Below are 24,691 nucleotides of genomic sequence, written 5' to 3' on the forward strand. Positions count from 1 at the left end.
CCGTGCCGATGCCGGTCGTCGCCGACGCCGAGCTGAGCGTGGAGTTCTGCGGCGAGTGGTTCCCCCTCGGCGACGAGCCCTTCGAGATCGGCCGCGAGGGCGCCCTGGATCTCGACGACAACCCGTTCCTGCACCGCCGGTTCCTCCAGATCGTGCGCGCCGAGGGACTGTGGTGGCTGTGCAACGTCGGGAGCCGGCTGTCGGCCACGGTCACCGACGGGTCGGGCGGGATCCAGGCGTGGCTCTCACCCGGCAGCCGCCTCCCCATCGTGTTCGGCACCACGATGGTCGTGTTCACGGCCGGCCCGACCACCTACGAGCTGACGCTGTACTCGAGCAGGCCGACCTTCGACTCCGTGCTGGCGCCGCGCGCCCTCACCGGCGCGACCACGATCGGCGTCACTCCGTTCACTGCGTCGCAGCGGCTCCTGGTCATCGCGCTGTGCGAGCCGATGCTGCGCCGGGAGGGCACGGGCACGAGCGTCATCCCGAGCTCGTCGAAGGCGGCCGCGCGGCTCGGCTGGACCCAGACCCGGTTCAACCGCAAGCTCGACAACGTCTGCGAGAAGCTCGCCCGCGTCGGGGTCCAGGGCGTGCGCGGCGAGACCGGTTCGCTCGCCACCCACCGGCGCGCCCGCCTGGTCGAGTACGCGGTCACGAGCCGCCTCGTGACCCGCGCCGACCTCCCGCTCCTCGACGCCCCGCAGGACGAGCCGGACGAGGACGGGACCGACTGATGCGCCTCAAGCTGACCCTCCGCCGTGCCTCCGGGACGGCCACGGACGTCGTCGTGACGGTGGACGCGACCGTCTCGGTCGGCGCGGTGGCCGCCGCCCTGCGGGACGCGGATCCCGAGCGCGCCGCCGGGGCCGACGCGACGCCCGTGACGCTCGACGTGCTCGGCGCGGGTGGCCTCGACCGTCCGCGCTCGATCCACCCCGACCTCGCGATCGTCGAGGCAGGGATCCGCTCCGGCGGGACGGTGCAGCTCTCGCGGGCGGCCCCGCCGGCCGCCGGCGAGGGCCGGGACCGCGGCCCAGCGGTGGCCGTCCTCCGGGTGCTGTCCGGTCCCGACGAGGGCCGCGAGTTCCCGCTGCCCGCCGGTGCCAGCCATCTGGGTCGCGAGCGCGGTGTCGACGTGCGGCTGTCCGACCCCCTGATCTCGAAGCGGCACGCCAGGGTGAGCATCGGCGAGACGGTCGAGATCGTCGACACGAACTCGGCGAACGGCCTCACCATGGGAGGCAGGCTCGTCCAGCGGGCGACGCTCACCCCCGCCGATGTCGTCGTGATCGGCGACAGCGCCGTGAGCGTCGTGCCCCTCGCCCGTCTCGGCGGCGCCCCGCCCAGCACGCCCGTGGTCGAGTTCACCCGCTCCCCGCGGGTCGTCGTGCGGTTCGCGGAGCGAGTGCTCGCCGCGCCCACGCCGCCGCAGCGGCCGTCGCCCCAGCGGTTCCCGCTGCTCGCGCTCGTCGCTCCGCTCGTGATGGGCGCCGTGCTGTACGTCGTCACGCAGCAGCTGCTGAGCGTGATCTTCGTCGCGCTCAGCCCGCTGCTGGCCATCGGCACCTGGATCGACCACACCGTCACCGCGCGCCGCACCAGAAAGGCGCAGATCGCGGTCTTCACGCGCTCACTCGACGCGCTCGAGGAGGACGTCCGCGCCGCGCAGGCCGTGGAGCGCGCCGTGCGCCTCGCCGAGCAGCCGTCGGCGGCGGACGCCGTCGCCGCGATCGCGCAGCGCGGAGAGGACCTGTGGACCCACCGCCCGGAGCACCGCGGCTTCCTCGCTGTACGGCTCGGGGTCGGCTCGCTCCCGTCGCGCTGCCGGATCGAGCTCGCCGGCGGCAACGACACCGAGCCCGAGTTCGTCCGCGAGCTCGCGGCGACCCTCGAGCGGCACCGCCTCGTGCACGGCGTGCCCGTGGTCGCCGAGCTGCGCAGCAGCGGCGCCCTCGGGATCGCCGGACCCGCCGCCGTGCGCGCCGACGTCGCCCGGGCGCTGGCCGTGCAGCTGGTCGGGACGCACTCGCCGGCCGAGCTCGCCGTCGCGGCCCTCACCTCGCCCGCCTCCCGCTCGAGATGGTCGTGGCTCGAGTGGCTGCCGCACACCGGCTCGGTGCACTCGCCGCTCGCGGGGGAGCACCTCGCCGACAACCCGGGATCCGGCGCGTCGCTGCTGTCGCGGCTCGAGGAGCTCGTCGAGCGGCGGTCGGAGGAGGGACCGGTCCTGCGCGGATCCGTCCGCGCCGACGAGCCCGATCGCCTCCCCGACCCCGTGACCCCGTCGCTGATCGTGATCGTCGAGGACGACGCCCCCGTCGACCGGGCCCGGCTGATCCGGCTCGCCGAGCGCGGGCCCGACGCGGGAGTCCACCTGCTCTGGTGCTCGGCGAGCATCGCCGAGCTCCCCGCCGCCGCCCGCAGCTTCCTGCTCGTCGCCGACCCGGGCTCGCCCGCGACGACGGGGCAGGTCAGGCTCGGCGAGCACTCGCACCCCGTGGTCTTCGAGACGGTCGACGCGAGCACGGCCCTCGCCCTGGCGCGCTCCCTCTCGCCCGTGGTCGACGGCGGAGTCCCGGTCGAGGACTCCTCCGATCTGCCCCGCGAGGTCGCCTACGCGGCGCTCGCCGGGCCCGAGATCATCGCGCAGTCCGGCGCGGTCATCGACCGCTGGCGCGAGAGCAACTCCATCACCGTGCGCGACGGGTCCGCGCCGGTGCGGCGCCGTTCCGCGGGCTCGCTGCGGGCTCTCGTCGGCTCGGCCGGCACCGAGCCGTTCTACCTCGACCTGCGCAGCCAGGGGCCGCACGCGCTCGTCGGCGGCACCACCGGCGCGGGCAAGTCCGAGTTCCTGCAGTCGTGGGTGCTCGGCATGGCCGCCGCCTACAGCCCCGACCGCGTCGCCTTCCTCTTCGTCGACTACAAGGGCGGCGCCGCCTTCGCCGACTGCGTGCAGCTGCCGCACACGGTCGGCCTGGTCACCGACCTCTCTCCGCACCTCGTCCGGCGGGCGCTGACGAGCCTCCGGGCCGAGCTGCGGTACCGCGAGCACCTGCTCAACCGCAAGAAGGCCAAGGACCTCGTCTCGCTCGAGAAGACGGGCGACCCCGAGACGCCCCCGAGCCTCCTGATCGTCGTCGACGAGTTCGCGGCGCTGGTGAACGAGGTCCCGGAGTTCGTGGACGGAGTGGTCGACGTCGCCCAGCGCGGCCGCTCGCTCGGTCTGCACCTGATCCTGGCGACCCAGCGGCCGGCGGGCGTGATCAAGGACAACCTGCGCGCGAACACCAACCTCCGCATCGCGCTGCGGATGGCCGACGGCGACGACTCCACCGACATCCTCGGCACGCCGATGGCGGCGTCGTTCGACCCGGCGATCCCGGGGCGGGGCGCCGCCAAGACGGGCCCCGGCCGGATCGCCGGCTTCCAGACCGGCTACGCGGGCGGACGGACCACCGGCGAGGCCCCGCCTCCGCGGATCGACATCGAGGAGATGGCGTTCGGCTCCGGCGTCGCGTGGGAGCAGAGCCGGGCCGAGGCCGAGGAGACCGGCGATCCGGGCCCGACCGACATCGCGCGCATGGTCGCGACCATCGGGCGGGCGGCGACCGAGGCCCGCGTCCCCGCGCCCCGGAAGCCCTGGCTCGACGAGCTGGCCCCCGCCTACGACTTCTCGCGGCTGCCGCACCCGCGCACCGACGACCGCCTCCTGCTCGGGGTCATCGACAGCCCGGAGACGCAGAGCCAGCCGACCGTGTTCTACGAGCCCGACCGCGACGGCAACATGGCCGTCTTCGGCACCGGAGGCTCCGGCAAGTCGACGGCCCTGCGCTCGATCGCGGTCGCGGCGGCCGTCACTCCGCGCGGAGGACCCGTGCACGTGTACGGGCTCGACTTCGGCGCGAACGGCCTGCAGATGCTCGAGGAGCTGCCGCACGTGGGCGCCGTCGTCCGCGGGGACGACGACGAGCGGGTCGTCCGCCTCCTGCGCATGATCCGCGACCTCGTCGACGATCGCGCCGCGCGCTTCGGGGCGGTGAAGGCGTCGACGATCGGGGAGTACCGCGAGCTCGCCGGCCGCCCGGACGAACCGCGCATCCTCCTGCTGGTCGACGGCATCGGCGCCTTCCGCGAGGCCTACGAGTACGCGGGGACCAACGCCTGGTTCAGCGTGTTCACCCAGATCGCGACCGACGGACGCCAGCTCGGGATCCACGTCGTCGTCGCCGGGGACCGGCCCAACTCGGTGCCGACCTCGCTCAACTCGACCATCCAGCGCCGCGTGGTGCTGCGCCTGGCGAGCGAGGACGACTACCTGCTCCTCGGCGTCCCCAAGGACGTGCTCTCGGCGACCTCGCCTCCCGGGCGCGGTGTGAGCGAGGGCAACGAGGTGCAGATCGCCGTCCTCGGCGGCGACGCGAACGTGGCGATCCAGGCCCGCAAGATCGCCAGCCTCGCCGAGGCGATGCGACGGCAGGGCGCCGCGCCCGCCCCCGGCGTCGGCCGGCTGGGCGACGTCGTGCCGCTCGCGGAGCTGCCGGCGACGACGCCCTCGGGAGTGTGCATCGGCCTCGCCGACGAGGACCTCGCGCCGATCGGCCTCGAGGCCGCCGGAGCGTTCCTCGTCGCAGGATCGCCGGGCGGCGGCCGCACGACGGCGCTCGCGACTCTCGCCGCGGCGCTGCGCCGCTCCCAGCGGGGAGCGCGCATCGTCCATCTCGCGGCGAGGCGGACGGGGCTCGGAGCCCGACCCGCCTGGAGCGCGAGCGTCGTGGGCGTCGCCGAGGTCGCCAGGGCGGCCGAGGGGCTCACCGGCGAGGTCGAGCTCGGGCGCTTCGGGCCACCGGGCAGCGCGATCGTGATCGAGGGCCTGACCGACTTCACGGGCACGGAGGCCGAGATGCCGACGGACCGCCTCGTGCGGGCGGCGGTGCGGGCCGGCGTGCTCGTCGTCGGCGAGGGCGAGTCGTCGACGTGGGGCCAGTCGTACACACTCGCGCAGCCCTTCAAGGCGGGCAGGAGGGGACTGCTCGTCGTCCCGGGCGAGATGGACGGCGACACCCTGCTGGGCACCTCGCTCGGCCGGATGCGCCGCGCGGATCTGCCTCCCGGCCGGGGATTCCTCGTCGGCCGAGGCCGCGCGATCAAGCTGCAGGTCGCCACCGATGCCGGCTGAACGGGGCGGCAGGAAGCGGTGGGCAGTGGTGCCCATCGACCCCCTGCACAGCCCTCGATAACTTCTCCACAGGTCGATCGGACCCCCGGGATCCGGGGGTCGGACGGCCGGGGAATCGTGACTCCGGACGCTCCGGAGCACTGACGAAAGGAAGAACACCATGGCCGTTTGGGGACTCGACGTCGAGCAGGTCCGCCAGCTCTCGAGCAAGCTCAACCAGGAGGCGACGGCGATCCAGCAGGTCCTGTCGACCCTCACGAACCAGCTCGGCAACACGCAGTGGACCGGTCCCGACGCGGAGCAGTTCCGCAACGACTGGTCGGGCACGCACACCGCGGCCCTGAACCGCGTCATCAACGCCCTCCAGGAGGCGTCGCAGAAGGCGTCGCAGAACGCCTCCGCACAGGAGAGCGTCTCGAACGGTTGACCTCGCGGGGGCGGGTGCGATCAGGCACCCGCCCCCGGTGGTCGTCCGCGGGAACCGAGGAGGAGAGAGCGATGAGCAGTGGGATGTACGGCGCCGACGTGGCGCAGCTGCGCGATCTGGCGCGACAGCTCCAGTCGGCGAGCGACCGTCTGAACGGAGCGAGGCAGCGCATCGGGAGCGGGATCCGCATCGCCGCCTGGGTCGGCCCGGTCGCCGTCCGCTTCAGGATGCTGTGGGACAGCGAGTACAGCAGGCAGGTGCAGGGGGCGTCCGACGCGCTCGAGCGGATCGCGCGCGAGATCCTGCGCAACGCGGATGAGCAGGAGCGGGCGAGCGCGCGCGACGGCGGGGCGGGGGGCCTCGGCGGAGGACCGTCGGGCCGGACCGCGGGTGGCGGGGTCTCGGTGGCGGACCTCTATGCGGCGATCAAGGCGCTCCTCGGAGTGCAGGGGCTCGTGTCCGACAGCGCCGACTATCTCGAGGCGATACGCAAGATCGGTCCTGGAGTGAGTGGAATCAAGTCGGTCGACGAAGTGCTCGCCGGCTTCAAATCGCTCGGCGGCGTCGCCAGTGCTGTCGGTTTCCTCTTCAACGCGTGGGATTTCGGTACCGCGCTCCGGGAGGGGGACACCGGCGGACAAGTGGAATCCGTCCTCGACGCGGCCGCCGGCGTCGCCGGCCTGTTCATCCCGGGTGCAGGTCTTGCCTGGGAGGGCGGCAAGTTCATCGGCACTGAGCTCTACGAGGGCGTGAACACCTTCTACGACAGCCCGGGAGGCGCTCTGAGCCAGGGTGCTCGTTTCATGTTCGGCGAGGACGCCCGACTGGACACCCTGACTCCGGAGCAGCACATCCAGCTCGCCGAGCGCTACGAGGGCATCGGCGGGTTCGGGCTGTCGATCGTCGACGGAGTGGCGGGGATGACGAACGACTTCTTCTACGCGATGGGGACGGGACGATGAAGACGATCAGTGCACTGTTCGTGCCGGAGCTCCTGTTCCTGGCCGAAGCCGAGGATCGGCGCGAGATTCTCGCTCCGGTGTTCACCAGCGGGCTTTTCGGCAGCGATCGGCTCGCCGCGCAAGCGGTCTCCGACGTGGGCGGGGCGTCACTCGACGCACGCAGTGCGCTCGGAGCGACAGTGGAGGACGCGGCGCTCATCGACGTGCGCTCGGCCCTCCGCGCCCTCCCCGACGCTCCCGATCGACTCCGGGTCGCGCGGGTGCTGGCGAAGTCCGGGACGCGCTCGACCATCCTCATCGGCCTCTCCTCGCGGGACGTTCCCGGCTGCCTCCTGCTCTTCTCGATGCGCCCGGACGGAGCCGTCGACGTCGTGCTCCCCGAGCCGGGCTCGGCCATCGCCTGGTCGACGATCTTCGCTCGATTCGAGAACCCGGAACTCGTCGTGCTCGAGCGCGCCGCGGGCAGGAGCTCCGACGCGTTCGCCTGGGCGAGCGGCATCGTCGGGCAACGCCGGTCCGGCGGCGACTGGGAGGAGAAGGGTCGCGGCGTCTCTCTGTCGAGCTACACCGAGCGCGCGATGTCACTGCTGGGCGAAGCGCGTGCCTGAGCTCGCACGATCGTCGGCCTGACATGGCCGGACGCGCCGTCGCTATCGGGCTCACCGCCGCAGTCGTCGCCCTCGTCGTGGCCGCCGGTGCCTGGGCGGCGATCTCGACGCCCTGGGGCAGCGCGGTCGTGCGCGATGTCGCCTCCGGAGTCGCGCCGGCGAGCCCGGCCGCCCTCACTGGCGACGAGACCTACCTCGCCTCGGAACTGGAGTCGCTCGTGGTCGGCGGAAGCGTGCTCGGCGTCGGAACGGCGGACGGCGAGCTGGGGATCGAGAGGACGACGGACTACCTGACGCCGAGGATCACTCCCGAGGGATGCGAGGCGCTGCTCGACGCCGCGCCGGTCTACCCGTCGGGGTACCGCTCCCGCACCGGGCCCGGCTTCGAGAGCGAGCTGCTCCTCCTGCCCACGGTGTCGGACGCCGCCGATCGGTACGGCGACCTGCTGCGCGCCTCCGGGCGGTGCTTCAGGATCGAGGAGAGATCACAGGCCGACGACCTCGTCCGGACGACCGTCTACACCGAGACGGCGACGGGCTCCGCACCAGTCGAGGGGACAGGAGGTGCGGTCCACTGGTTCGCCGGTGTCCGCACCGACGACGCCGGAGCCGAGACCGCCCTGGTCGTCGCGACCACGGGCAACGTGGTGCAGACCGTCCGCGTCGCGCAGCCGGCGGATGTCCCCGCCCTCGGCCCGGCGGTGGCCGAGCGTCTCGCCGCCTCGGCGCTCCGAACTCTGCAGGAGCGGGCCGACGGTGCGCTCGCCGAGGGCTACGCCTCAGGCACGCCGGTCGCGCCGGACCCGGAGCCCACGAGCCTCTGGGCGCTCGCGCGCGACGGCCTCTCCGACGCGCCTGCGGCCGCGCTCGCGCCCGGCTTCTTCTCTTCCGCTCCCGTGCCGGCGCTCTGCGACTTCGAGGCGGGGACGCTCGTCGACGGCGTGCTGCCGATCACGACGGGAGAGCCGGGCGGCGTGTACCTCCACGACGAGGGCGTGTCGACGGGTGCCCACTTCGCGATCGAGCCGGCGCCGACGGCCTCCGATGCCGCGGGCGTCTCGGTGATCGGCTGCAACCACGGCGGCGTCAACTGGCCCGACTCGCTCGTCTTCTACTCCGCGCACGGCCGCGTCCTCGACGCGATCGGCGTGCCCGAGATCGTCCCCGCCGGCTACCGCGATCAGGTCACCGATCTGACCGCGGTCGACGGCGGCTACCGCGTGGCCTGGTACTGGGAGGACCTCGACGGATCTCAGGCCACGCGTCCCGTCACCGCATCGATGCGCTGGGACGGCACCCGGCTCGTGATCAGCGACGTGCTGATCGGTGAGCGCACGTCATGAACCGAGCCCGATCCGGCCCGAACCCGAGGACACTCCGATGACCCCACGCTCCTCCGGCCCGAAGGCCTGGATGCTCGCGAGCGCCGCCGGCGCGCTCGTTCTTGCGACGATCACGACGGTCGCGGTCGTGACGGTCGTGCCGCTGCTCGGCGACGGCGCCCTCCCCTCGCTCGGCGCGGCGGTCGAGCCGTCGGTCGAGACGACTCCCGGGGCTCCGTCGGCCGACGATGTCCCGACCAGCGCCGCCGCCCCCGTCGCGGCCCCCGACCCCGGCGGCGTGCCGACCATGCTCATCCTCGACGCCTCCGGCTCGATGGTCCGCGACGTCCCGACCGGCGGGACGCGGATGGACGCCGCCCGCGCCGCCGCGACGACACTCGTCCAGGGGCTCGACCCGGCGACCGAGCTCGGGCTGACGGTCTTCGGCACGGGCACGGGCAACTCCGACGCGGAGCGCGCGGCGGGCTGCTCCGACGTCACCACGCTGCAGCCGGTCGGGCCCGTCGACGCGGCCGTGTTCTCGGCGGCGATCGCGGGCATCGCCGAGTCGGGCTTCACTCCGATCGGCCCGGCGCTGCGCTCCGCGGCCGATCAGCTGCCGGCCGACGAGCCCGCGACGATCGTCCTCGTCAGCGACGGCGTCGACACCTGCTCGCCGCCGTCGTCGTGCGAGGTCGCCGGAGTCGTGCTCGACGAGCATCCGCTGCTCTCGATCGAGGTGATCGGCTTCGCGGTCGACGCCGACGAGCAGGCGCAGTCGCAGCTGCAGTGCATCGCGACGCTCGGCTCCGGCAGCTACGTGGACGCCGCCGACGCCGATCAGCTCGCCGCGAGGCTGCGGGCGGCGACCGCGTCCGGCGACGTCGTGACGGCGGAGGGCTACGGCGCGGCGCGGCTCGGCATGACCCTCGAGCAGGCGCGCTTCGCGCTGGACGGCTTCGCGATCACCGAGCAGACGACCGAGATCGTGTACGTCGACTGCACCGACGCGACCCTCGAGTTCCGCTCGGGCGTCCTCACCCTGATCACCCCGAAGGCGACGACGTCGACCGCCGACGGGATCACGGAGGGAGTGGACGTCTCGGTCGCGACCGCGGTCTACGGGACGCCCTCCGCCCCGACCCGCGTCGACGACGGCTGGTCGGTCGACTACGCGTCGGCCCCGGGCAGCGCGACCGGTTACCGCATCGTCTACGACGGCCCCTCCGACAGCACGGTGTCCGGACGCATCCTGCGCATCGTCGTCTGCACCTGCGGGCCCGACGCCTCCGAGGCCAGCCTCACCAGCTCGCTGGTCTCGTCGTGGCAGGTGACGCTCGACGCCGTCGGCCCGATCCGGCTGGGCGAGTCCTTCGACGAGATCGGAGCCGAGATCCCGCTGCTCTCGGAGGGGCTGCCCGAGTACTGCACGTGGGCCCGCTACCTCGACACGGGGACGGACGCGGTGTCGGTCGATCTCGTCGCACGAGGCGACTCCACCGAGAACCGCGTTCTCATGATCGTGATCCAGGGCCCCTCCGCGTCCGCTCCCGCGCCGCGGAGCTGGCGGGACATCGGTTTCGGCTCGTCGCTCCCGCAGCTGCTCGCGGCACATCCGGACGCCTCGGTCATCCGCGACGAGAAGTACGGCGACTACGCGGTGGTGAGCGGTCCTTCCGGGAGCTCCCTGTTCTTCCACCTCGAGCAGGACTACGTCGACGGCATCACTCTCGCCGAGGGGTCGGAGCCGCCCTACGAGTGGTGCGTCTGACGCCGGCCGGGCGCGCAGCTCACGACGCGGCCTTCTTCTCCTCCACGGACTCCGACGCCGCCGCGGCGGGCTTCTTCGCCGACTTCTTCGCCGCCGGCTTCTTCTTCGGCGCGGCCTTCTCCGAAGGAGCCGCCTTCGCCGCAGAAGCGGCCTTCTTCGCGGGAGCCGCCTTCTTCTTCGGCGCCGGCGCCGCCTCCGCCGCCCCCGCCTTCGCCCCGCGGCTGCGCTCCACCGAGCGCTTCAGCGCCTCCATCAGGTCGAGCACCTCGCCGCCGCCCTCCTCCTCGGGCGCCTCGCCGAACGTGGCGGCCGTGTCGAGGGCGTCGCCCTGCTCGATCTTCGCGTCGATGAGGGTGCGCAGCTGCACCTGGTAGGCGTCGGTGAACTTCGCCGCGTCGAAGTCCTCCGAGTAGGAGTCCACGAGGTGCGACGACATCTCGAGCTCGCGCGCGGCGATGCGCGTCGTGCCCTCGAGGGAGGGGAACTCGACCTCGCGGACCTCGTCGGCCCAGAGCAGCGTCTGCAGCATCAGCAGCTTGCCGCGCACGCGCAGCGCCGCGAGCCGGGTCTTCTGCCGGAGGGCGAACTCGACGATCGCGGTGCGGTCCGTCTCCTCGAGCGTGCGCCGCAGCAGCACGTAGGCCTTGGGGGAGGAGGAGTCGGGCTCGAGGATGTAGGCGCGGTCGAACATGATCGGGTCGACCTGGTCGCTCGGCACGAACTGCACGACGTCGATCTCGCGGTCGCGCTCCTCCGGCAGCGCCTTGAGCTCGTCCTTGGAGAGCACCACGGTGCGCTCGCCGTCGTCGTAGGCCTTGTCGATGTGGTCGAAGCTCACGACCTCGCCGCAGATCTCGCACTTGCGCTGGTACCGGATCCGCCCGCCGTCGGCGTCGTGCACCTGGTGCAGGGCGATGTCGTGGTCCTCGGTCGCGCTGTAGATCTTCACCGGCACGTTGACCAGGCCGAAGGTGATCGCGCCCTTCCAGATGGCTCGCATGGGTTCAGTGAACACCGTGCGCCGTGGCGGCGGGAACCCCACCCGCGCCCGCACTCGACGTCCTCACGGCGGGCGGGTGTCGAATGGGTTCCCATGAGCGACGAGAACCGGCCCTCCGACAGGCTCCGCGCGGCCCTGGGCGCCCCCGACGCGTCCTCGAGACTGCAGGCGGCGATGAGCGCCGGCACCCGGCCCGCGGACGAGTACGCCGCGGTGCTGGTCGCGCAGTGCGCCGTCGAGACCGACTTCGGGGTCCGCGAGATGCTGACCTGGGCGCTCACCCGGCACGACCCGGCGGTCACCGTCGAGCTGCTCCTGCCCGAGCTCGAGTCGGAGTCGCCGCAGGCCCGCAGCCAGTCGCTGCACACGCTGTCGAAGGTGGGGGATCCGCGGGCCTGGCCGGCGATCACGCCGGCGCTGCTGCACGACGAGCACCCCGAGGTCGCCCGCGCGGCCTGGCGCACGGCCGCGCGGCTCGCACCCGAGAGCGAGCGGCCGGCACTCGCCCGGCAGCTCGCCGAGCACCTCGGCGAGGGCGACCGGCCGGAGCAGCGGAGCCTGACCCGCGCGCTGCTGATGCTCGGCGATGCGGCAGCCGAACCCCTCGAGGCTGCCGCGCACTCCCCGGAGCAGGCCCGGCGGTTCCACGCCCTCGCGACCCTCCGCCTCCTGGCCGACCCCGACGAGGACGTCGAGGAGGCGTTCGCCCTCGCCCGTCGTCCCTGACGACCCCGCACGAGGGAACCCCGGACCGTCGAGGCGACCAGCTGTAGCCGGCGGCCTCGACGGTCCGGGGTTCCTTCAGGCTGCGGGGCGTCAGCCGATCGGAGTCGGGTTCACCGGGTCCGGAGGCACCGGCAGCGATCCGTTGATGCGGTTCTGCGCCTGGCACTGGCTGGTGCAGTCGGTGGCGCCCTGCGAGAGCTCGATCGCGTCCTCGCCGAGCACGCCGCCGAGGCGGCCGCCGGGCGAGACGGTCCACGTGGTGACGGTGCCGCTCTGGGACGTCTTGGTGGCGACCTGCGGGCTGTCCTTGCCGAGCAGCATCTGGTGGTAGCCCGTCGCGCTCTGCGCGGGGGTCACCGCGTCGACTCCGTTGCCGAAGTTGACCTTGCCGGTGAAGCTGTTCACGAAGTAGAAGAGGCCGGGGCCGAGCGTGTGCACGAGCTCGACATCGCCGGCGAACTCCGGCTCCATCTGGAAGATGCCGCCCTGGGCGCCGTCCTTGGCCTGCACCTTGAGCTTGCCCGCGGCGGTGGTCAGGATCACGACGACACTGCCGTCCTTCACCTCGAGCGAGCTCAGTCGCGCGCCCGAGAGCTGCGCGGCGGTGAGCGTGGGCACCTTCGAGGCGAAGACGACGGTCGGGCTGGTGACCATGCGCTGCGTGTCCGGCGCGCCGGTCAGCGTGTAGTCGTAGACGCCGAGGGTCGAGGGGCGGATGTCGAAGCGGTTGTTCACACCGCGCACGGCGATCGTGCCCGAGACCGCGACGTCCTTGAGCTTCACGTCCTTGCCGGCGGCGGGGTTGTAGGTCGTGCCGTTGACGGTGACGGAGTAGTCGCCGCCGGCCGAGGTGGTCTTGGCCTGGGCGGGCGAGGCGACGAGGCCTGCCAGGAGCAGCGCCGCGGCGGCGACCGCCACGGTGCGGGCAGTGGTGCGGAGGGGGGACATCGGTGACCTTCCTGGTCGGGCGCGAATGCGGAGCGCCGGGGATGTGCCCACTCTCGACCGCGGCCGGGAGGCCGGCAATCGGACCTTGGTACTAGTACCCCGCGAGGTGGTCGCGCACCCAGAGCGCCGCGCTCGTCCGGTCGCGCACGCCGATCCGCGTGAACGCGTGCCCGACGTGCACCTTCACCGTCCGCTCGGCGATGCCGAGCCGCTGCGCGATGGCGCGGTTCGACGCTCCGGAGGCGATCAGCCGCAGCACCTGCTCCTCCCGCGTGCTCAGGGCGGGCAGCGAGGCCGCCTCCGCCCCGGGCAGAAGGGCCCGCGCCGCTCTCGGGTCGAGCGGAGCGTCCCCCGCGGCGGCCGAGCGGACGGCGTCGAGCACGGCGGCCGGGTCGGCGTCCTTCAGCTGGTAGCCCTGCGCCCCCGCGCGCAGCGCCGCCAGCACGCGAGCGCGGTCGTCGAACGAGGTGAGCACCACCACGCGGGTCTCGGGCCGCAGCGCCTTCAGCCGCGCGGTCGCCTCGATCCCGTCCATGCCGGGCATCGAGAGGTCCATCAGCACCACGTCGGGCTCGAGCGCCGGAGCGAGCTCCAGAGCCTCTTCGCCGCTCCCGGCCTGCCCCACCACCTCGAGGTCGGCGCTCGCCGCGACGAGGCCTGCCAGTCCGGCGCGGACCAGCGGGTGGTCGTCGACGATCAGCACGCGGATCATCCCTGCACCACCAGCTGCCAGTGCGTCCCCGCGCCCGGGGCTGTGAGCAGGCGCAGCTCGGCGCCGTGCTCGAGGGCGAGGTCGCGCAGGATCCGGAGGCCGAGGTGCCCCTCCTCCGGCTCGGCGAGGATCCGCGCCGCGTCGAAGCCCGCGCCGTCGTCCACGACGTCGAGGACGACGCGCTGCCCCGTGCGGTCGCGGAGGCGCCGCAGTCGGACGACCGCGCTCGAGGCCTCCGCGTGCTTCACCACATTGGCCAGCGCCTCGTGGGCCACGCGGAAGAGCAGGCGCTCGCCCTCCTGGTCGAGGCCGGTGGCGGCGGGGGCGTCGATCTCGACGGCGACGCCCCGGGCGCGGGTGGTCGCGGCCAGGTCCTGCAGCGCCGCGGCGAGCCCGGCGTCGGCGAGGCTCGGCGGGTAGATGTCGACGAGGAGCGAGCGGAGGCCGCCCAGCCCCGCGCGGATGGTGGCGGCGACGGTGCGCAGATCGTCGGCGAGCGCGGCGTCGCCGTCGGCAGCGGCCCGCTCGCCCCGGCCGTGCACGGCGAAGGACGCGGCCACGAGATCCTGCACGGCGCCGTCGTGCACGGTCGCGGCGATGCGCCGCCGCTCGTCAGCCGACGCGTCGAGAGCGCGCTGCAGCAGCGTCTCGCGATGGCGCCTCGACCGCCCGATGACGGCGAGCAGCCGGGCGAGCACGGGCAGCAGGAGGAGCACCAGCAGCACGGTGCTCGCGAGCGAGACCGCGGCGAAGCTGCGCCAGAGCTCGGTGCTGCGGTCGACGACCTCGTCGTAGCGGAAGTAGCTCTCGAAGAGCAGCGGCGTCCCCGACGGTGTCCTGACCGAGCGGTACGCCTCGAGCAGGCGCTCGCTGTCGCGCTCGTACACGTTCTCGGGCGCCTGCAGATCCGACACCTCGGCGTGCACGTCCTCGTCCTCGAAGGCCTCGAGATCCTCCTCGTCGAGCGCGAACGAACGGCCGGTCAGCCGGGGGTCGTCGGAGTAGAGGATGCGGCCGCTCGCGTCCCACAGCTTCACGCGCACCAGCGAGTCGTCGAGCACGTGGGCTCGGATCTCCCTGTCGACGGCGTCGATCGCGGCGGGATCGCCGGTCAGGATCCCGTCGGTGATCGCCGGCTGCACGATCACCTCGGCGAGCAGGTCGGCGGTGTCGGAGGCGTCGGCCACCGCCTCGGTCTCGGCGAGACCTCGGGCGGCCTGCACCTCGAGCGCACCGAGGGCGACCACGATCACGAGCGCGACGGCGATCACTCCCGCGAACAGCCGCCGGGGCCGGAACTCGGGCTCGCTCGTCCGCCCGCCCGGGGCGGCCACGACGATCCAGGGGGCATCCATCCATCGCGAGGCTATCAACGCCGCCGCGCCACCGGGTTCGCCGGGGTTGATGGACGGAGCCGCCCGCCCGTCGAGAGGATCGACGAGCGGGCGGCTCCGGTGCAGTGCTGCGGATCAGGCGCGGTCGCGCGCCTCCGAGCGCTGACGGCGGACCGTGGCGAGCAGGAGCCCGCCGATGCCGCCCGCGATCAGCAGGCCGCCGATGCCCAGCGGGAGGCCGGTCTCGGCACCCGTCGCGGCGAGGGTCGGCTTCGTGGGCTTCGCCGGAGCGTGCCCCGCGCCCGCGGTGGGCGTCGTGGTCGGGACGGGCGCGGCGGTCGGGGCCGTGGTGGGCTCCGTCGTCGGCTCGGCCGTCGGCTCCGCGGTGGGCTCCGCGGTCGGCTCGGCCGTCGGGGCGACGGTCGGCTCGGCGGTCGGCGTCGGAGTGGGCTCCGGCGTCGTCGGGTTCTTCTCGGCGTCGATGGCCGAGGTGTCCTCGGCGAACGAGGCGGTCACGAACGCGATGGCCTTCGAGGTGATGCCGAGCGCCTCCTGGTTGATGTTGGCGATGTCGTCACCGGCCGAGTGGTAGTTCGGGTCGTGCGTGATGCCGGCGGTTCCGCCGAACAGCGCGGCCTCCTCCTCGGTCTTGACGTCGTCGGCTCCGGTGAAGAGGCCGGACGCGGGGATACCGGCCGAGATGAAGCCGTCGTAGTCGCTGCGTCCGTCGAACGCGGTGTCGATCCACGGCTGGTCGATCGAGTCGAAGTAGTCGGTGAACGCCTTCTCGGTCGCGATCGAGCCCGCGGGGACCTCGACCGGAGCCTCGTAGGTGGACTCGTTCGCGTCGTAGACCGAGATCACGTAGTTGGGGGAGGCGACCATGTCGAAGTTCAGGTAGGTCGCGATCTTGTCCGCGTCCTCCTCCGTCAGCGAGTCGACGTAGGTGTACGAGCCGACGAGTCCGACCTCCTCGGCGCCCCACCAGGCGAAGCGCACCGCGTTGGTGGTCTCGCCCGCGTCGGCGAGCTGGACGGCGGTCTCGAGGAGCGTCGCCGATCCCGAGCCGTTGTCGTTGATGCCGGGGCCCTCGGGAACACCGTCGAGGTGCGCGCCGAGCATCACGACGTTGTCGTGGTCGCCGCCCGGGGTCTCGGTGATGATGTTGAAGGTGTCGGTGTCGGTCGTCGTCTGCTCGAGGACGAGCGTCGCCGTCGTCGGCAGCGCCGCGATCAGCGCCTGGCCCTCTTCGAGGGTGACGCCGACGGAGGGGATGTAGCTGTCGTCGGGCGCGCCCAGGGTCCCGTTGAGGGGCTCCGCGGCGACGTTGTTGTAGACGATGATCGCGGAGGCGCCGGCGGCTCCCGCGGCCGCGCTCTTCTCCGAGAAGCTGCAGGTGCCGCGGCTGACGAGGGCGACCTTGCCGGTCGCGTCCAGCCCGGCCCAGGCGTCGGCGTCGCAGCCCAGCGGGTCGATCGGCTGGATCAGCTCGCCGGTCACGCCGCCCTCGGGAGTGGAGGGGGTGAACGACATCGGGATGCCCTCGACCGCGGGGGTCGTGGTCAGCGAGAACTCGTCGATGGTCTGCGTCGTGGTGGTGAAGTCCTGACGCTCGGTGGTGTAGCCGGCCTCCTTCAGCACCGACTCGACGTACTGCCCGCTGAGCTCGTAGCCCTCGGTGCCGATGGCGCGGTTGCCGTCGTTGGCGTCCGCGATCGCCTGGAACGCCTCCAGGTGGGTCATGATGCCGTCGACCGTGACGGTCTCGGCGAAGTCGACCGGCTCGACGGCGCTCGCCGTCGGAGCGAAGGCGAAGCCGGCGACGATCGCGCCGGCTCCGATCATCGCGCTCGAGCCGATCAGTGAGCGTCGGCGCCGAGCGCCTCCGGCTCCGTGGGTGGTGTCCGCCACAGGTGGTCCCTTTCGTCGATGACAGGGGCCGTCGGATCGACGACCGGCGCCCTCCCGATCCTGGGATCGAGCCGCGCCCTTTGCGAGGCTATTCACAGGATCGGCGGAAGCACACCCTTTCGGGGCAGATTTCACAGGTCGGAAACACCCGGGGACCGCGGCTCAGCCCGTCGCCTCGCTCTCCGCCCACTCGCGGAGCATCGCGATCGTCTCGGCCGGGCGGTCGCGGTGCGGGCTGTGCCCCGAACCGGACACCACCGCGTAGCGGGTCCGCGGGTTGGCCCGGAGCACCTCGGCGGCGAGGCTCGGCGGGAGGAAGGTGAAGACCTCGGGGTCTCCGGCGAGCACGAGCACCGGCGCCCGCAGCGCGGGGACGTCGGCCAGCAGGTCCCACGGGTCGTTCTCGTCCACCGTCGCGGCGACGGCCGCCGGGTCGGCCGCGCGGGCCGCGGCGAGCTTCTCGGCGCGATCGCGCTCGTCCCAGTGCGGCAGCGTCTCGGCGAGCCGCTCAGCGGTCGTGCCGAGATCGGCGAGCTCGCCCTCGCGCACCTCCGCCCGCTGCGCCTGCCCGAGGCGGAGCACCGGATCGAGCAGCGCCAGCCGCTCGGCCCAGCCGGAGTCGCGCGCGGCGGCCCGCACCGCGATCGCCCCGCCGAGCGAGTGCCCGACGACGAGCCCCCACGCCCCGTCGTCGGGCCGCAGCGCGAGCGCGTCGTCGGCGTACGCGTCGTGACGGGAGGAGCCGCCGCGGGGTCCGGCGCCGTGGCCGCGCAGATCCGGGGCGCTCACCCGCCAACCGGCGGTGCGCAGCTCGTCGGCGAGCCGCCACCAGGTTCCGGAGGCGCCGCCGAGGCCGTGCAGGAGGAGAGCGTCGCGGTTCGTCATGCCGCCACGCTAGGGCGCCTCAGTCGAACCGCGGGTCGCGACCGGTGCGCTCTCCGGTCGCGAGAGCGCTGATTCCTGCCAGATCGTCGTCGTCGAGGGTGAAGCCGAGCACGTCGAGGTTCTCGACGATGCGCGCGGGCGTCACCGACTTGGGGATCACGACCACGCCGAGCTGCAGGTGCCAGCGGAGGACGACCTGCGCGGGCGAGACTCCGTGCTTGCCGGCGATCCCTGCGAGCACCGGCTCGTCGAGCAGCCGGCCGCGGGCGAGCGGCGACCACGCCTCGGTGACGATGCCGTGCGCCGCGTCGAAGGCGCGCAGCTCCTCCTGCGGGAGCCTCGGGTGCAGCTCGACCTGGTTGATCGCGGGCACGACCCCGGCCTCGCCGAGGAGCCGCTCGAGGTGCTCGATCGCGAAGTTCGACACCCCGATCGACCGCGCGCGCCCCTCCTGCTGGATGCGCTCGAGGGCGCGGTAGGTGTCGACGTAGCGGTCGCGGGAGGGGATCGGCCAGTGCACGAGGTAGAGGTCGACGTAGTCGGTGCCGAGCAGCTCGAGGCTCCGGTCGAAGGCGGCGAGGGTCTCGTCGAAGCCGTGGTCGTCGTTCCAGACCTTCGTCGTCACGAACACCTGCTCGCGGGGCACGCCGCTCGCACGGATCCCCTCGCCGACGCCGCGCTCGTTGCCGTAGAGCGTGGCGGTGTCGACGTGGCGGTAGCCCGCCTCGAGGGCGGTCGCGACGGTGCGGGCCGCCTCCTCGTCGCCGATCTTGTAGACGCCGAGCCCGATCTGCGGGATCGCGCGGCCGTCGTTGAGGGGGATCAGCGGAGTGCTCATGCCTCCATGCTGACACGCGGCACCGACGTCAGAGACTCCAGTCGAGCTCTCCGTGCGGCCCCACCCGAACCGTGTCCTCGATCAGCGCGGCGAGCCCGGCGACTCCGAACAGGAGGCGGCGCTCGGCCCGCGCCGCGCCGTCGCGCTCGGTGAGGTTCCGCACCGCGAAGTAGGAGTCGTGCCCCGGCTGGAGTCCCTCGACCGGGCCGTGGTCGCCGAGACCGAGGAGTCCGCGCGCGGGCCGACGCCCCGGCCCGGCGCCGAACCACAGCGATCCCGTCTCGAGGACGACCACGGTCGTCGACTCCGTGCCGCCCCCGGCGGTCTCGCGGTGCGCCGTGAGCTGCCAGCCGAAGCCGAGGTGGTGCAGCCGCACCGGGTGCGGTCCGCGCCACGCGTGCGCCGGGTCCTCGGCCCGGAAGTAGACGGGACTCGGGCGGAACGACCCCTCCCACAGGGCGGCCGCCAGCTCGCTGCACCACTCGGGCGTCTCGGGGTCCGCCCACGGCACGAGCACGTGAGCATCGGCCGCGGCGCGCTGATGCCGCCGGACGAGATCCTCCGCCTCTGCGCGCAGTCTCGTCATGCGCACCTCCGGCTCCCCCGTCATGGGGCCAACCCTAGAACGGTGCCCGGGGCCGGGCAACGGCGCGGCGGATCAGGTCGGCAGGTTCACGGGTTCGGTGTCGGGGAGGGGGCTCGCGTCGCGTCCGCGCAGGTCGGGGTGGTAGCGGCGGCCGAGGGCGGGCACGACGAAGCCGACGAAGGCGAAGGCCGCCGCGACGGCGATCGCGGCCGTCGGACCGGACTGGTCGATCTGCACTCCGGCGATCGCCGAGCCGAGCGCGGCGCCGATCAGCTGGCCCGTGCCGACCCAGCCGTACGCCTCCGCCGTGTCCGAGAAGCGCACGCTCGCGGCGGTGATCGTGAACAGGGCGGCGAGGGCCGGAGCGATGCCGACTCCGGCGAGGAACAGGGTCGCCGAGAGCCACCAGAAGTCGCTCGAGAACGCCGCGAGGCCCATGCCGACGGTCACGATCAGCATGCGCCGCGCGGTCGCCCAGCGGCTGATCGGGATGTGCCCGAGCGTCAGGCCCCCCACCAGCGAGCCGGCCGCGAAGATCGCCAGGACCACTCCGGACTCGACGCCGCCCTCGCCGAACACCGCGACGACTCCCGCCTCCACCGCCGCGCAGGCGCCGACGAGCAGGAAGCCGACGACGGTCGCCAGCAGCACCGGCGGCTTCGAGAGCACGACGCCGAGCTTGCGCTTGGAGCGCGGGATGCGCACGCGGCCGACTTCGGGCGACGCGATGAACCAGATGCCGCCCCCGATCAGGAACGCGGCGGCCGTGAGGATGCCGGCGACCGTCGAGATCTGGATCGACACGAACGTGGTCAGCACCGGGCCGAGGACCCAGATGATCTCCTGCGCCGAGGCGTCGAGCGAGAAGAGCGGCGTGAGCTGCGAGCTGGTGACCATCTTGGGGTAGATGGTGCGGACGGCCGGCTGGACGGGCGGCATGCTGAGGCCCGCGATCAGGGCGATGACCACGAACTGCCAGATCTCGAGGTCGAGCAGCGCCATGGCGATGATCGCCGCGGCGCAGACGATCAGGGTGAGGGTGAGCACCCGGCGCATGCCGAGGCGCCCCATCAGCCTGCTCGTCAGAGGGCCGGCGATCGCCTGGCCGATCGACATCGAGCCGAGCACCAGACCGGCCGCCGCGTACGAGTCGTGCACGCGCTCGACGTGGAGCAGGAACGCGAGCGAGAGCATCCCGAACGGGAAGCGCGCCGTGAGCTGTGCCGCGATGATGCGCCCCACGCCGGGGGTCTTCAGGAGTTCGGTGTAGCTGCCCACCGGACGACACTAGCGGCCCGCCCCGGCTCGGTGGACCTCAGCCCGCGAGCACCTTGCGGATGCGCTGCAGCGACACGCTCTCGGCCGTGCCGAGCCCCTGCGCGAAGAAGCTGACCCGCAGCTCCTCGATCATCCAGCGGGCGCGCGCGAGGTTCTCGGGCGCGTGCGGCGGCAGCGGGCGCACGCCGCCGGCCATGCGGTAGAGCTCCTGAGCCGCCTGCACCTCGTTGAGCCACACGCGGTCGCGGCCGACGTTCTCGCCGATCTTGCCGAAGCGCTCGGTGATCGCCGCGAGGTAGCGGGGCAGGTGGCGGAGGCGCTCGACGCCGGTCGCCGACACGAAGCCCGGGTAGACGAGGCCCGAGAGCTGCTCCCGCGCGTCGGTCAGCGCCGGCAGCAGGGCCATGCTCGAGGACGCCTTCAGCGCCTTCTCGACGCCGCGGGCGGTCGTCAGGATCGTGGTGACCGTCTTCACGGTCTCGAACATCGAGTCCATCACGCTCGCCGAGACGCGGTCGCGCACGGCGTCGAACTCGGCGCGGAGGAACAGCATCCCGTCGGGCTTCATCCGCCAGAGCACCGCGTCGACGCAGGCGAGCAGGCAGTCGGTGAACAGCGCCGTGGTGTTCTGGTACGGGCTCTGCGCGAGCACGAGCTTCTCGTGCGAGGTGAGGTGCTGCTGCACGTAGGCGACCGGGCTCGGCGTCGCGAGCAGCAGGAGGCGGCGGACGCCCCGCGGGTGCTCGCGCGCCTGGTCCTCGGCGGTCGCCAGCAGGCGGATCGACACCGAGTCGCCGTCGTCGATGAGCGCCGGGTAGGCGCGGATGGTGTTGCCGCCCTGCCGGGTGTCGGTCGTGCGGGGGAGCTCGGGCATGTCCCAGGTCTTCAGGCCCCGGCGCTCGAGCGCGTCGGGCACGCGCGCCTCGACGACGCGGGCGACCTCGTCGCGGACCCGGCCGCGCAGGCGCTCGGCCAGCGGCGCGAGCTCCTTGCCGGCGGCGAGGGTCCGCCCGCGCTCGTCCGCGATCGCGAAGGTCACCCGGAGGTGCGTGGGGATCCGCTCGAGGTCGAAGTCGGAGGCCTTCACCACGACGCCCGCCTCGCGCTGGATGGCGGCGGCGAGGGTCGCGGCGAACGACTCCGTCGGAGGGTTCGGGACGTCGTGGGGGAGCGCGGCCGTCAGCCGGCGGGCCCAGTCGTTCGCCGGGACGACGTTGCGGCGCAGGTGCTTGGGCAGCGCCTTGATCATGGCGGCCACCAGCTCGTCGCGGAGCCCGGGGACCAGCCAGTCGAAGCCCAGCGGCGAGACGCGGGGCAGGAGGGCGAGGGGCACGTGCACCGTGACGCCGTCCTCCTCGGTGCCCGGCTCGAACCGGTACGAGAGGCGCAGGCGCTGGTCGGCCTGGCGCCACTGGGTCGGGAACGCGGTCTCGTCGATCTCCTCCGCGTCCTCGGGCAGCAGGGTCTGCTGGGTCATCGTCAGCAGGTCGGGCTCGTCGTGCTGCGCCGTCCGCCACCAGGAGTCGAACGAGCGCACCGAGTGGATGTCGCGGGGGAGGCGGCGGTCGTAGAAGTCGAAGACGGCCTCGTCGTCGACGAGGAGGTCGCGGCGCCGGGTGCGCTCCTCGAGCCGTTCGAGCTCGGCGCGCAGGGCGCGGTTCTTGCGGTCGAACGCGTGACGCGACTCCCACTCGCCCTCCACCAGGGCGTGCCGGATGAACAGCTCGCGGGCGTAGGAGGGGTCGATCCGCGAGAACTGCACGCGCCGGCGGGCGATGATCGGCACCCCGAAGAGGGTGACCTTCTCGTACGCGACGGCGGCGCCCTGCGACTTCTCCCAGTGCGGCTCGCTGAACTGCCGCTTCACGAGGTCGCCCGCGATCGCCTCCGCCCACGCCGGATCGATCGCGGCGTTGGAGCGCGCGAACAGGCGACTGGTCTCGACCAGCTCGGCGCTCATCACGGCATCGGGCAGCTTCTTGGCGAGCGCGCTGCCCGGGAAGATCGAGAACTTGGCGTTGCGCGCGCCGACGTACTGCACACTCTGGCGCTCGCGGCTCTTCGCGGCACGCTGAGCCTGCTGCGAGGTGGTGTCCTTGATGCCGAGGTGCGAGAGCAGCCCCGCGAGCAGCGAGCGGTGGATCCCGTCGGGGTCGACCCTGGGCTCGCCGATCTCGAGCTTCAGCGGCCGGGCGAGCTGGCGCAGCTGCCGGAACACGTCCTGCCACTCGCGCACGCGCAGGTAGTTGAGGTACTCGGCCTTGCAGAGCCGGCGGAACGCGCTGGAGGAGAGCTCCTGCTGCTTCTCCTCCAGGTGGTTCCAGAGGTTCAGCAGGGTGAGGAAGTCGCTGGTCGGGTCGACGAAGCGCGCGTGCTGCTGGTCGGCCTGCGCGCGGCGCTCGAGGGGGCGCTCGCGGACGTCCTGGATCGTCAGCCCCGCGACGATCGCCATCACCTCGCGGCTGACGCCGTGCTTGCGCGACTCGATCACCATCCGCCCGAAGCGCGGGTCGATCGGCAGCCGCGCGAGGTCGCGGCCGATGCGGGTCAGCTGCGGCGCCGCGGGCGCGGTGCGCGTGCTCGACTCGCCCTGGGCGCGGATCGCGCCGAGCTCGGTGAGAAGGTCGAGGCCGTCCTTGATGCCTCGCGAGTCCGGAGGCGTCAGGAACGGGAAGGAGGCGATGTCGCCGAGCCCGAGCGAGATCATCTGCAGGATGACCGCGGCCAGACCCGTGCGGAGGATCTCGGGATCGGTGTACTCCGGGCGGCGGAGGTAGTCCTCCTCCGAGTACAGCCGGATCGCGATGCCCGCGCTGGTGCGGCCCGAGCGGCCGGACCGCTGGTTCGCCGACGCCTGCGAGACCGCCTCGATGGGGAGGCGCTGCACCTTGGAGCGCGCGCTGTAGCGCGAGATGCGGGCCGTGCCTCCGTCGATCACGTAGCGGATGCCGGGCACCGTGAGGCTCGTCTCGGCGACGTTCGTGGCCAGCACGACGCGCCGGCGGACGCCCGGGGTGCGCGAGCGCTCGAAGACGCGGTGCTGGTCGGCGGCCGACAGCCGGCCGTAGAGGGGGAGGACCTCGGTGCCCGGCAGGTTCCGGCCGCGGATCGCGTCCTCCGCGTCGCGGATCTCGTTCTCGCCCGAGAGGAAGACGAGCACGTCGCCCGCGTCCTCGCGGGCCAGTTCGGCGAGGGCATCGGCGATGCCCGTCATCAGATCGCGGCTGCCCGCGGTCGCGTCGGGAGTGTCGGTGTCGTCGTCCTCCTCCGGCTCCTCGGCCACCAGGGGGCGGTAGCGGATCTCGACGGGGTAGGTGCGGCCGGAGACCTCGATGACCGGAGCCGGCTTCCCCTCCGCATCGGCGAAGTGCTTCGCGAAGCTCGCGGGGTCGATCGTCGCCGAGGTGATCACGAGCTTCAGCTCCGGCCGCTGCGGCAGCAGGCGGTGCAGGTAGCCGAGCAGGAAGTCGATGTTGAGGCTGCGCTCGTGCGCCTCGTCGATGATGATCGCGTCGTACCGGCTGAGCATCCGGTCGTGGTTCATCTCGTTGAGCAGGATGCCGTCGGTCATCAGCTTGATCCGCGTCGAGGCGCTCGCCTTGTCGGTGAAGCGGACCTGGTAGCCCACGATCCCGCCGACCTCGTCGTCGAGCTCCTCCGCGATGCGCTCGGCGATCGTGCGCGCGGCGATGCGGCGCGGCTGCGTGTGAGCGATGCTGCCGAGGCCGAGCTCGAGCAGGATCTTGGGCAGCTGCGTCGTCTTGCCCGATCCGGTCGCTCCGGCGACGATCACGACCTGGTTGTCGCGGATCGCTGCCGCGATGTCGTCGCGTCGCGCCGACACGGGCAGTTCGGGCGGATAGCGGATGCTGAGGACGTCTGACATGAGCCCTCCATCCTACGGCCGCGTGCGAGAATGCTCCGGCCCACGATCAGAACGGACGACCCGCATGAACCCGCAGTCCCTGCTCGTGGTGCTCAACATCGTGCTGCTGCTGTTCGCGATCTCGGGAGTGCTCTCGAACCAGCGGCTGTCGAAGGTCGCGAAGGTGTCGTGGGTCGCGTTCATCGTGATCGCGCCGTTCCTCGGCAGCATCGCCTACCTCGTGCTCGGGAGGCGCGGCGGGCGCGGCGCGGGCGGCGGGGCCTCCGCGGGCCCGAGCCGCCCCAGCGGCTGGTTCTTCGAGCGCTGATCCACCCCTGT

At 72.9% G+C, this 24,691-nt stretch carries 19 protein-coding genes; 9 read left to right on the forward strand and 10 right to left on the reverse strand.

Annotation, left to right across the window (positions count from 1 at the left end; genetic code table 11):
- Nucleotides 1-8: 8 nt before the first annotated feature.
- The 7 genes from GSU68_RS05330 (at nt 9) to GSU68_RS05360 (ending at nt 10,269) form a co-directional block, all read left to right on the forward strand.
- On the forward strand, nt 9-737 hold the full coding sequence (locus GSU68_RS05330) for a hypothetical protein (protein WP_159910138.1): 729 nt from the start codon (nt 9-11) through the stop codon (nt 735-737).
- Nucleotides 737-5,179, forward strand: a complete 4,443-nt coding sequence (locus tag GSU68_RS05335) for an FtsK/SpoIIIE domain-containing protein (protein ID WP_159906149.1) — start codon at nt 737-739, stop codon at nt 5,177-5,179. Before GSU68_RS05330 ends, GSU68_RS05335 begins: the two co-directional genes overlap by 1 nt.
- A 160-nt stretch (nt 5,180-5,339) precedes the next feature.
- Nucleotides 5,340-5,606 carry a WXG100 family type VII secretion target gene (locus tag GSU68_RS05340; RefSeq protein ID WP_159906151.1) on the forward strand — a complete coding sequence of 89 codons (267 nt, stop codon included), beginning with the start codon at nt 5,340-5,342 and terminating at the stop codon, nt 5,604-5,606.
- Nucleotides 5,607-5,677: 71 nt separating this feature from the next.
- Nucleotides 5,678-6,568 (forward strand): hypothetical protein, encoded by an 891-nt coding sequence (locus tag GSU68_RS05345; RefSeq protein WP_159906153.1) that lies wholly within the window; start codon nt 5,678-5,680, stop codon nt 6,566-6,568.
- Nucleotides 6,565-7,176, forward strand: coding sequence for a hypothetical protein (locus GSU68_RS05350; RefSeq protein WP_159906155.1), 612 nt, complete (start codon nt 6,565-6,567; stop codon nt 7,174-7,176). The genes GSU68_RS05345 and GSU68_RS05350 overlap by 4 nt, the downstream gene beginning before the upstream one ends.
- Before the next feature lie 23 nt (nt 7,177-7,199).
- A complete protein-coding gene (locus GSU68_RS05355) occupies nt 7,200-8,519 on the forward strand; it encodes a hypothetical protein (RefSeq protein ID WP_159906157.1) in 1,320 nt (439 codons plus the stop codon).
- A gap of 37 nt (nt 8,520-8,556) precedes the next feature.
- On the forward strand, nt 8,557-10,269 hold the full coding sequence (locus tag GSU68_RS05360; protein WP_159906159.1) for a VWA domain-containing protein: 1,713 nt from the start codon (nt 8,557-8,559) through the stop codon (nt 10,267-10,269).
- A 19-nt stretch (nt 10,270-10,288) separates the two neighbouring features.
- Here GSU68_RS05360 and GSU68_RS05365 read toward each other — a convergent pair whose 3' ends face one another.
- Complete coding sequence (locus tag GSU68_RS05365; protein ID WP_159906161.1) at nt 10,289-11,269, reverse strand: Ku protein; 981 nt, start codon at nt 11,267-11,269, stop codon at nt 10,289-10,291.
- Nucleotides 11,270-11,362: 93 nt separating this feature from the next.
- Here GSU68_RS05365 and GSU68_RS05370 point away from each other — a divergent pair, with 93 nt between their 5' ends.
- A complete protein-coding gene (locus GSU68_RS05370) occupies nt 11,363-11,995 on the forward strand; it encodes a HEAT repeat domain-containing protein (protein ID WP_159906163.1) in 633 nt (210 codons plus the stop codon).
- A 90-nt stretch (nt 11,996-12,085) separates the two neighbouring features.
- Here GSU68_RS05370 and GSU68_RS05375 read toward each other — a convergent pair whose 3' ends face one another.
- The 9 genes from GSU68_RS05375 to hrpA all read right to left on the reverse strand — a co-directional run bounded on the left by GSU68_RS05375 (nt 12,086) and on the right by hrpA (nt 24,373).
- On the reverse strand, nt 12,086-12,943 hold the full coding sequence (locus GSU68_RS05375) for a hypothetical protein (RefSeq protein ID WP_159906165.1): 858 nt from the start codon (nt 12,941-12,943) through the stop codon (nt 12,086-12,088).
- 91 nt (nt 12,944-13,034) lie between these two features.
- Complete coding sequence (locus GSU68_RS05380) at nt 13,035-13,655, reverse strand: response regulator transcription factor (RefSeq protein ID WP_159906167.1); 621 nt, start codon at nt 13,653-13,655, stop codon at nt 13,035-13,037.
- On the reverse strand, nt 13,652-15,010 hold the full coding sequence (locus GSU68_RS05385; RefSeq protein WP_159906169.1) for an ATP-binding protein: 1,359 nt from the start codon (nt 15,008-15,010) through the stop codon (nt 13,652-13,654). Before GSU68_RS05385 ends, GSU68_RS05380 begins: the two co-directional genes overlap by 4 nt.
- Nucleotides 15,011-15,124: 114 nt before the next feature.
- A complete protein-coding gene (locus GSU68_RS05390) occupies nt 15,125-16,900 on the reverse strand; it encodes a M28 family peptidase (RefSeq protein ID WP_244259398.1) in 1,776 nt (591 codons plus the stop codon).
- Between the two features lie 162 nt (nt 16,901-17,062).
- Complete coding sequence (locus GSU68_RS05395; RefSeq protein ID WP_159906171.1) at nt 17,063-17,785, reverse strand: alpha/beta hydrolase; 723 nt, start codon at nt 17,783-17,785, stop codon at nt 17,063-17,065.
- Nucleotides 17,786-17,804: 19 nt separating this feature from the next.
- Nucleotides 17,805-18,623, reverse strand: a complete 819-nt coding sequence (locus GSU68_RS05400) for an aldo/keto reductase (RefSeq protein WP_159906173.1) — start codon at nt 18,621-18,623, stop codon at nt 17,805-17,807.
- Nucleotides 18,624-18,651: 28 nt separating this feature from the next.
- The gene (locus GSU68_RS05405) at nt 18,652-19,233 is read right to left on the reverse strand and encodes a hypothetical protein (RefSeq protein ID WP_159906175.1); all 582 of its coding nucleotides are present in this window, start codon (nt 19,231-19,233) and stop codon (nt 18,652-18,654) included.
- 48 nt (nt 19,234-19,281) lie between these two features.
- Nucleotides 19,282-20,487: an MFS transporter gene (locus tag GSU68_RS05410; RefSeq protein WP_159906177.1), complete on the reverse strand. Its 1,206-nt coding sequence runs from the start codon at nt 20,485-20,487 to the stop codon at nt 19,282-19,284.
- Nucleotides 20,488-20,524: 37 nt separating this feature from the next.
- Nucleotides 20,525-24,373 (reverse strand): ATP-dependent RNA helicase HrpA, encoded by a 3,849-nt coding sequence (gene hrpA / locus GSU68_RS05415; protein ID WP_159906179.1) that lies wholly within the window; start codon nt 24,371-24,373, stop codon nt 20,525-20,527.
- Between the two features lie 64 nt (nt 24,374-24,437).
- On the opposite strand from hrpA, the gene GSU68_RS05420 reads away from it, so the two are divergent.
- Entirely contained in the window at nt 24,438-24,680 is a 243-nt protein-coding gene (locus tag GSU68_RS05420) for a PLDc N-terminal domain-containing protein (RefSeq protein ID WP_159906181.1), read from the forward strand.
- Nucleotides 24,681-24,691: the final 11 nt, after the last annotated feature.

The organism is Rathayibacter sp. VKM Ac-2759 (assembly GCF_009834225.1).
GTDB lineage: Bacteria > Actinomycetota > Actinomycetes > Actinomycetales > Microbacteriaceae > Rathayibacter.

Bases quoted from the DNA above. Each gene is read 5' to 3' on its own strand.
- GSU68_RS05330 (WP_159910138.1), top strand. From the start codon at position 9: ATGCCGGTCGTCGCCGACGCCGAGCTGAGCGTGGAGTTCTGCGGCGAG.
- GSU68_RS05335 (WP_159906149.1), top strand. From the start codon at position 737: ATGCGCCTCAAGCTGACCCTCCGCCGTGCCTCCGGGACGGCCACGGAC.
- GSU68_RS05340 (WP_159906151.1), top strand. From the start codon at position 5,340: ATGGCCGTTTGGGGACTCGACGTCGAGCAGGTCCGCCAGCTCTCGAGC.
- GSU68_RS05345 (WP_159906153.1), top strand. From the start codon at position 5,678: ATGAGCAGTGGGATGTACGGCGCCGACGTGGCGCAGCTGCGCGATCTG.
- GSU68_RS05350 (WP_159906155.1), top strand. From the start codon at position 6,565: ATGAAGACGATCAGTGCACTGTTCGTGCCGGAGCTCCTGTTCCTGGCC.
- GSU68_RS05355 (WP_159906157.1), top strand. From the start codon at position 7,200: ATGGCCGGACGCGCCGTCGCTATCGGGCTCACCGCCGCAGTCGTCGCC.
- GSU68_RS05360 (WP_159906159.1), top strand. From the start codon at position 8,557: ATGACCCCACGCTCCTCCGGCCCGAAGGCCTGGATGCTCGCGAGCGCC.
- GSU68_RS05365 (WP_159906161.1), bottom strand. From the start codon at position 11,269: ATGCGAGCCATCTGGAAGGGCGCGATCACCTTCGGCCTGGTCAACGTG.
- GSU68_RS05370 (WP_159906163.1), top strand. From the start codon at position 11,363: ATGAGCGACGAGAACCGGCCCTCCGACAGGCTCCGCGCGGCCCTGGGC.
- GSU68_RS05375 (WP_159906165.1), bottom strand. From the start codon at position 12,943: ATGTCCCCCCTCCGCACCACTGCCCGCACCGTGGCGGTCGCCGCCGCG.
- GSU68_RS05380 (WP_159906167.1), bottom strand. From the start codon at position 13,655: ATGATCCGCGTGCTGATCGTCGACGACCACCCGCTGGTCCGCGCCGGA.
- GSU68_RS05385 (WP_159906169.1), bottom strand. From the start codon at position 15,010: ATGGATGCCCCCTGGATCGTCGTGGCCGCCCCGGGCGGGCGGACGAGC.
- GSU68_RS05395 (WP_159906171.1), bottom strand. From the start codon at position 17,785: ATGACGAACCGCGACGCTCTCCTCCTGCACGGCCTCGGCGGCGCCTCC.
- GSU68_RS05400 (WP_159906173.1), bottom strand. From the start codon at position 18,623: ATGAGCACTCCGCTGATCCCCCTCAACGACGGCCGCGCGATCCCGCAG.
- GSU68_RS05405 (WP_159906175.1), bottom strand. From the start codon at position 19,233: ATGACGGGGGAGCCGGAGGTGCGCATGACGAGACTGCGCGCAGAGGCG.
- hrpA (WP_159906179.1), bottom strand. From the start codon at position 24,373: ATGTCAGACGTCCTCAGCATCCGCTATCCGCCCGAACTGCCCGTGTCG.
- GSU68_RS05420 (WP_159906181.1), top strand. From the start codon at position 24,438: ATGAACCCGCAGTCCCTGCTCGTGGTGCTCAACATCGTGCTGCTGCTG.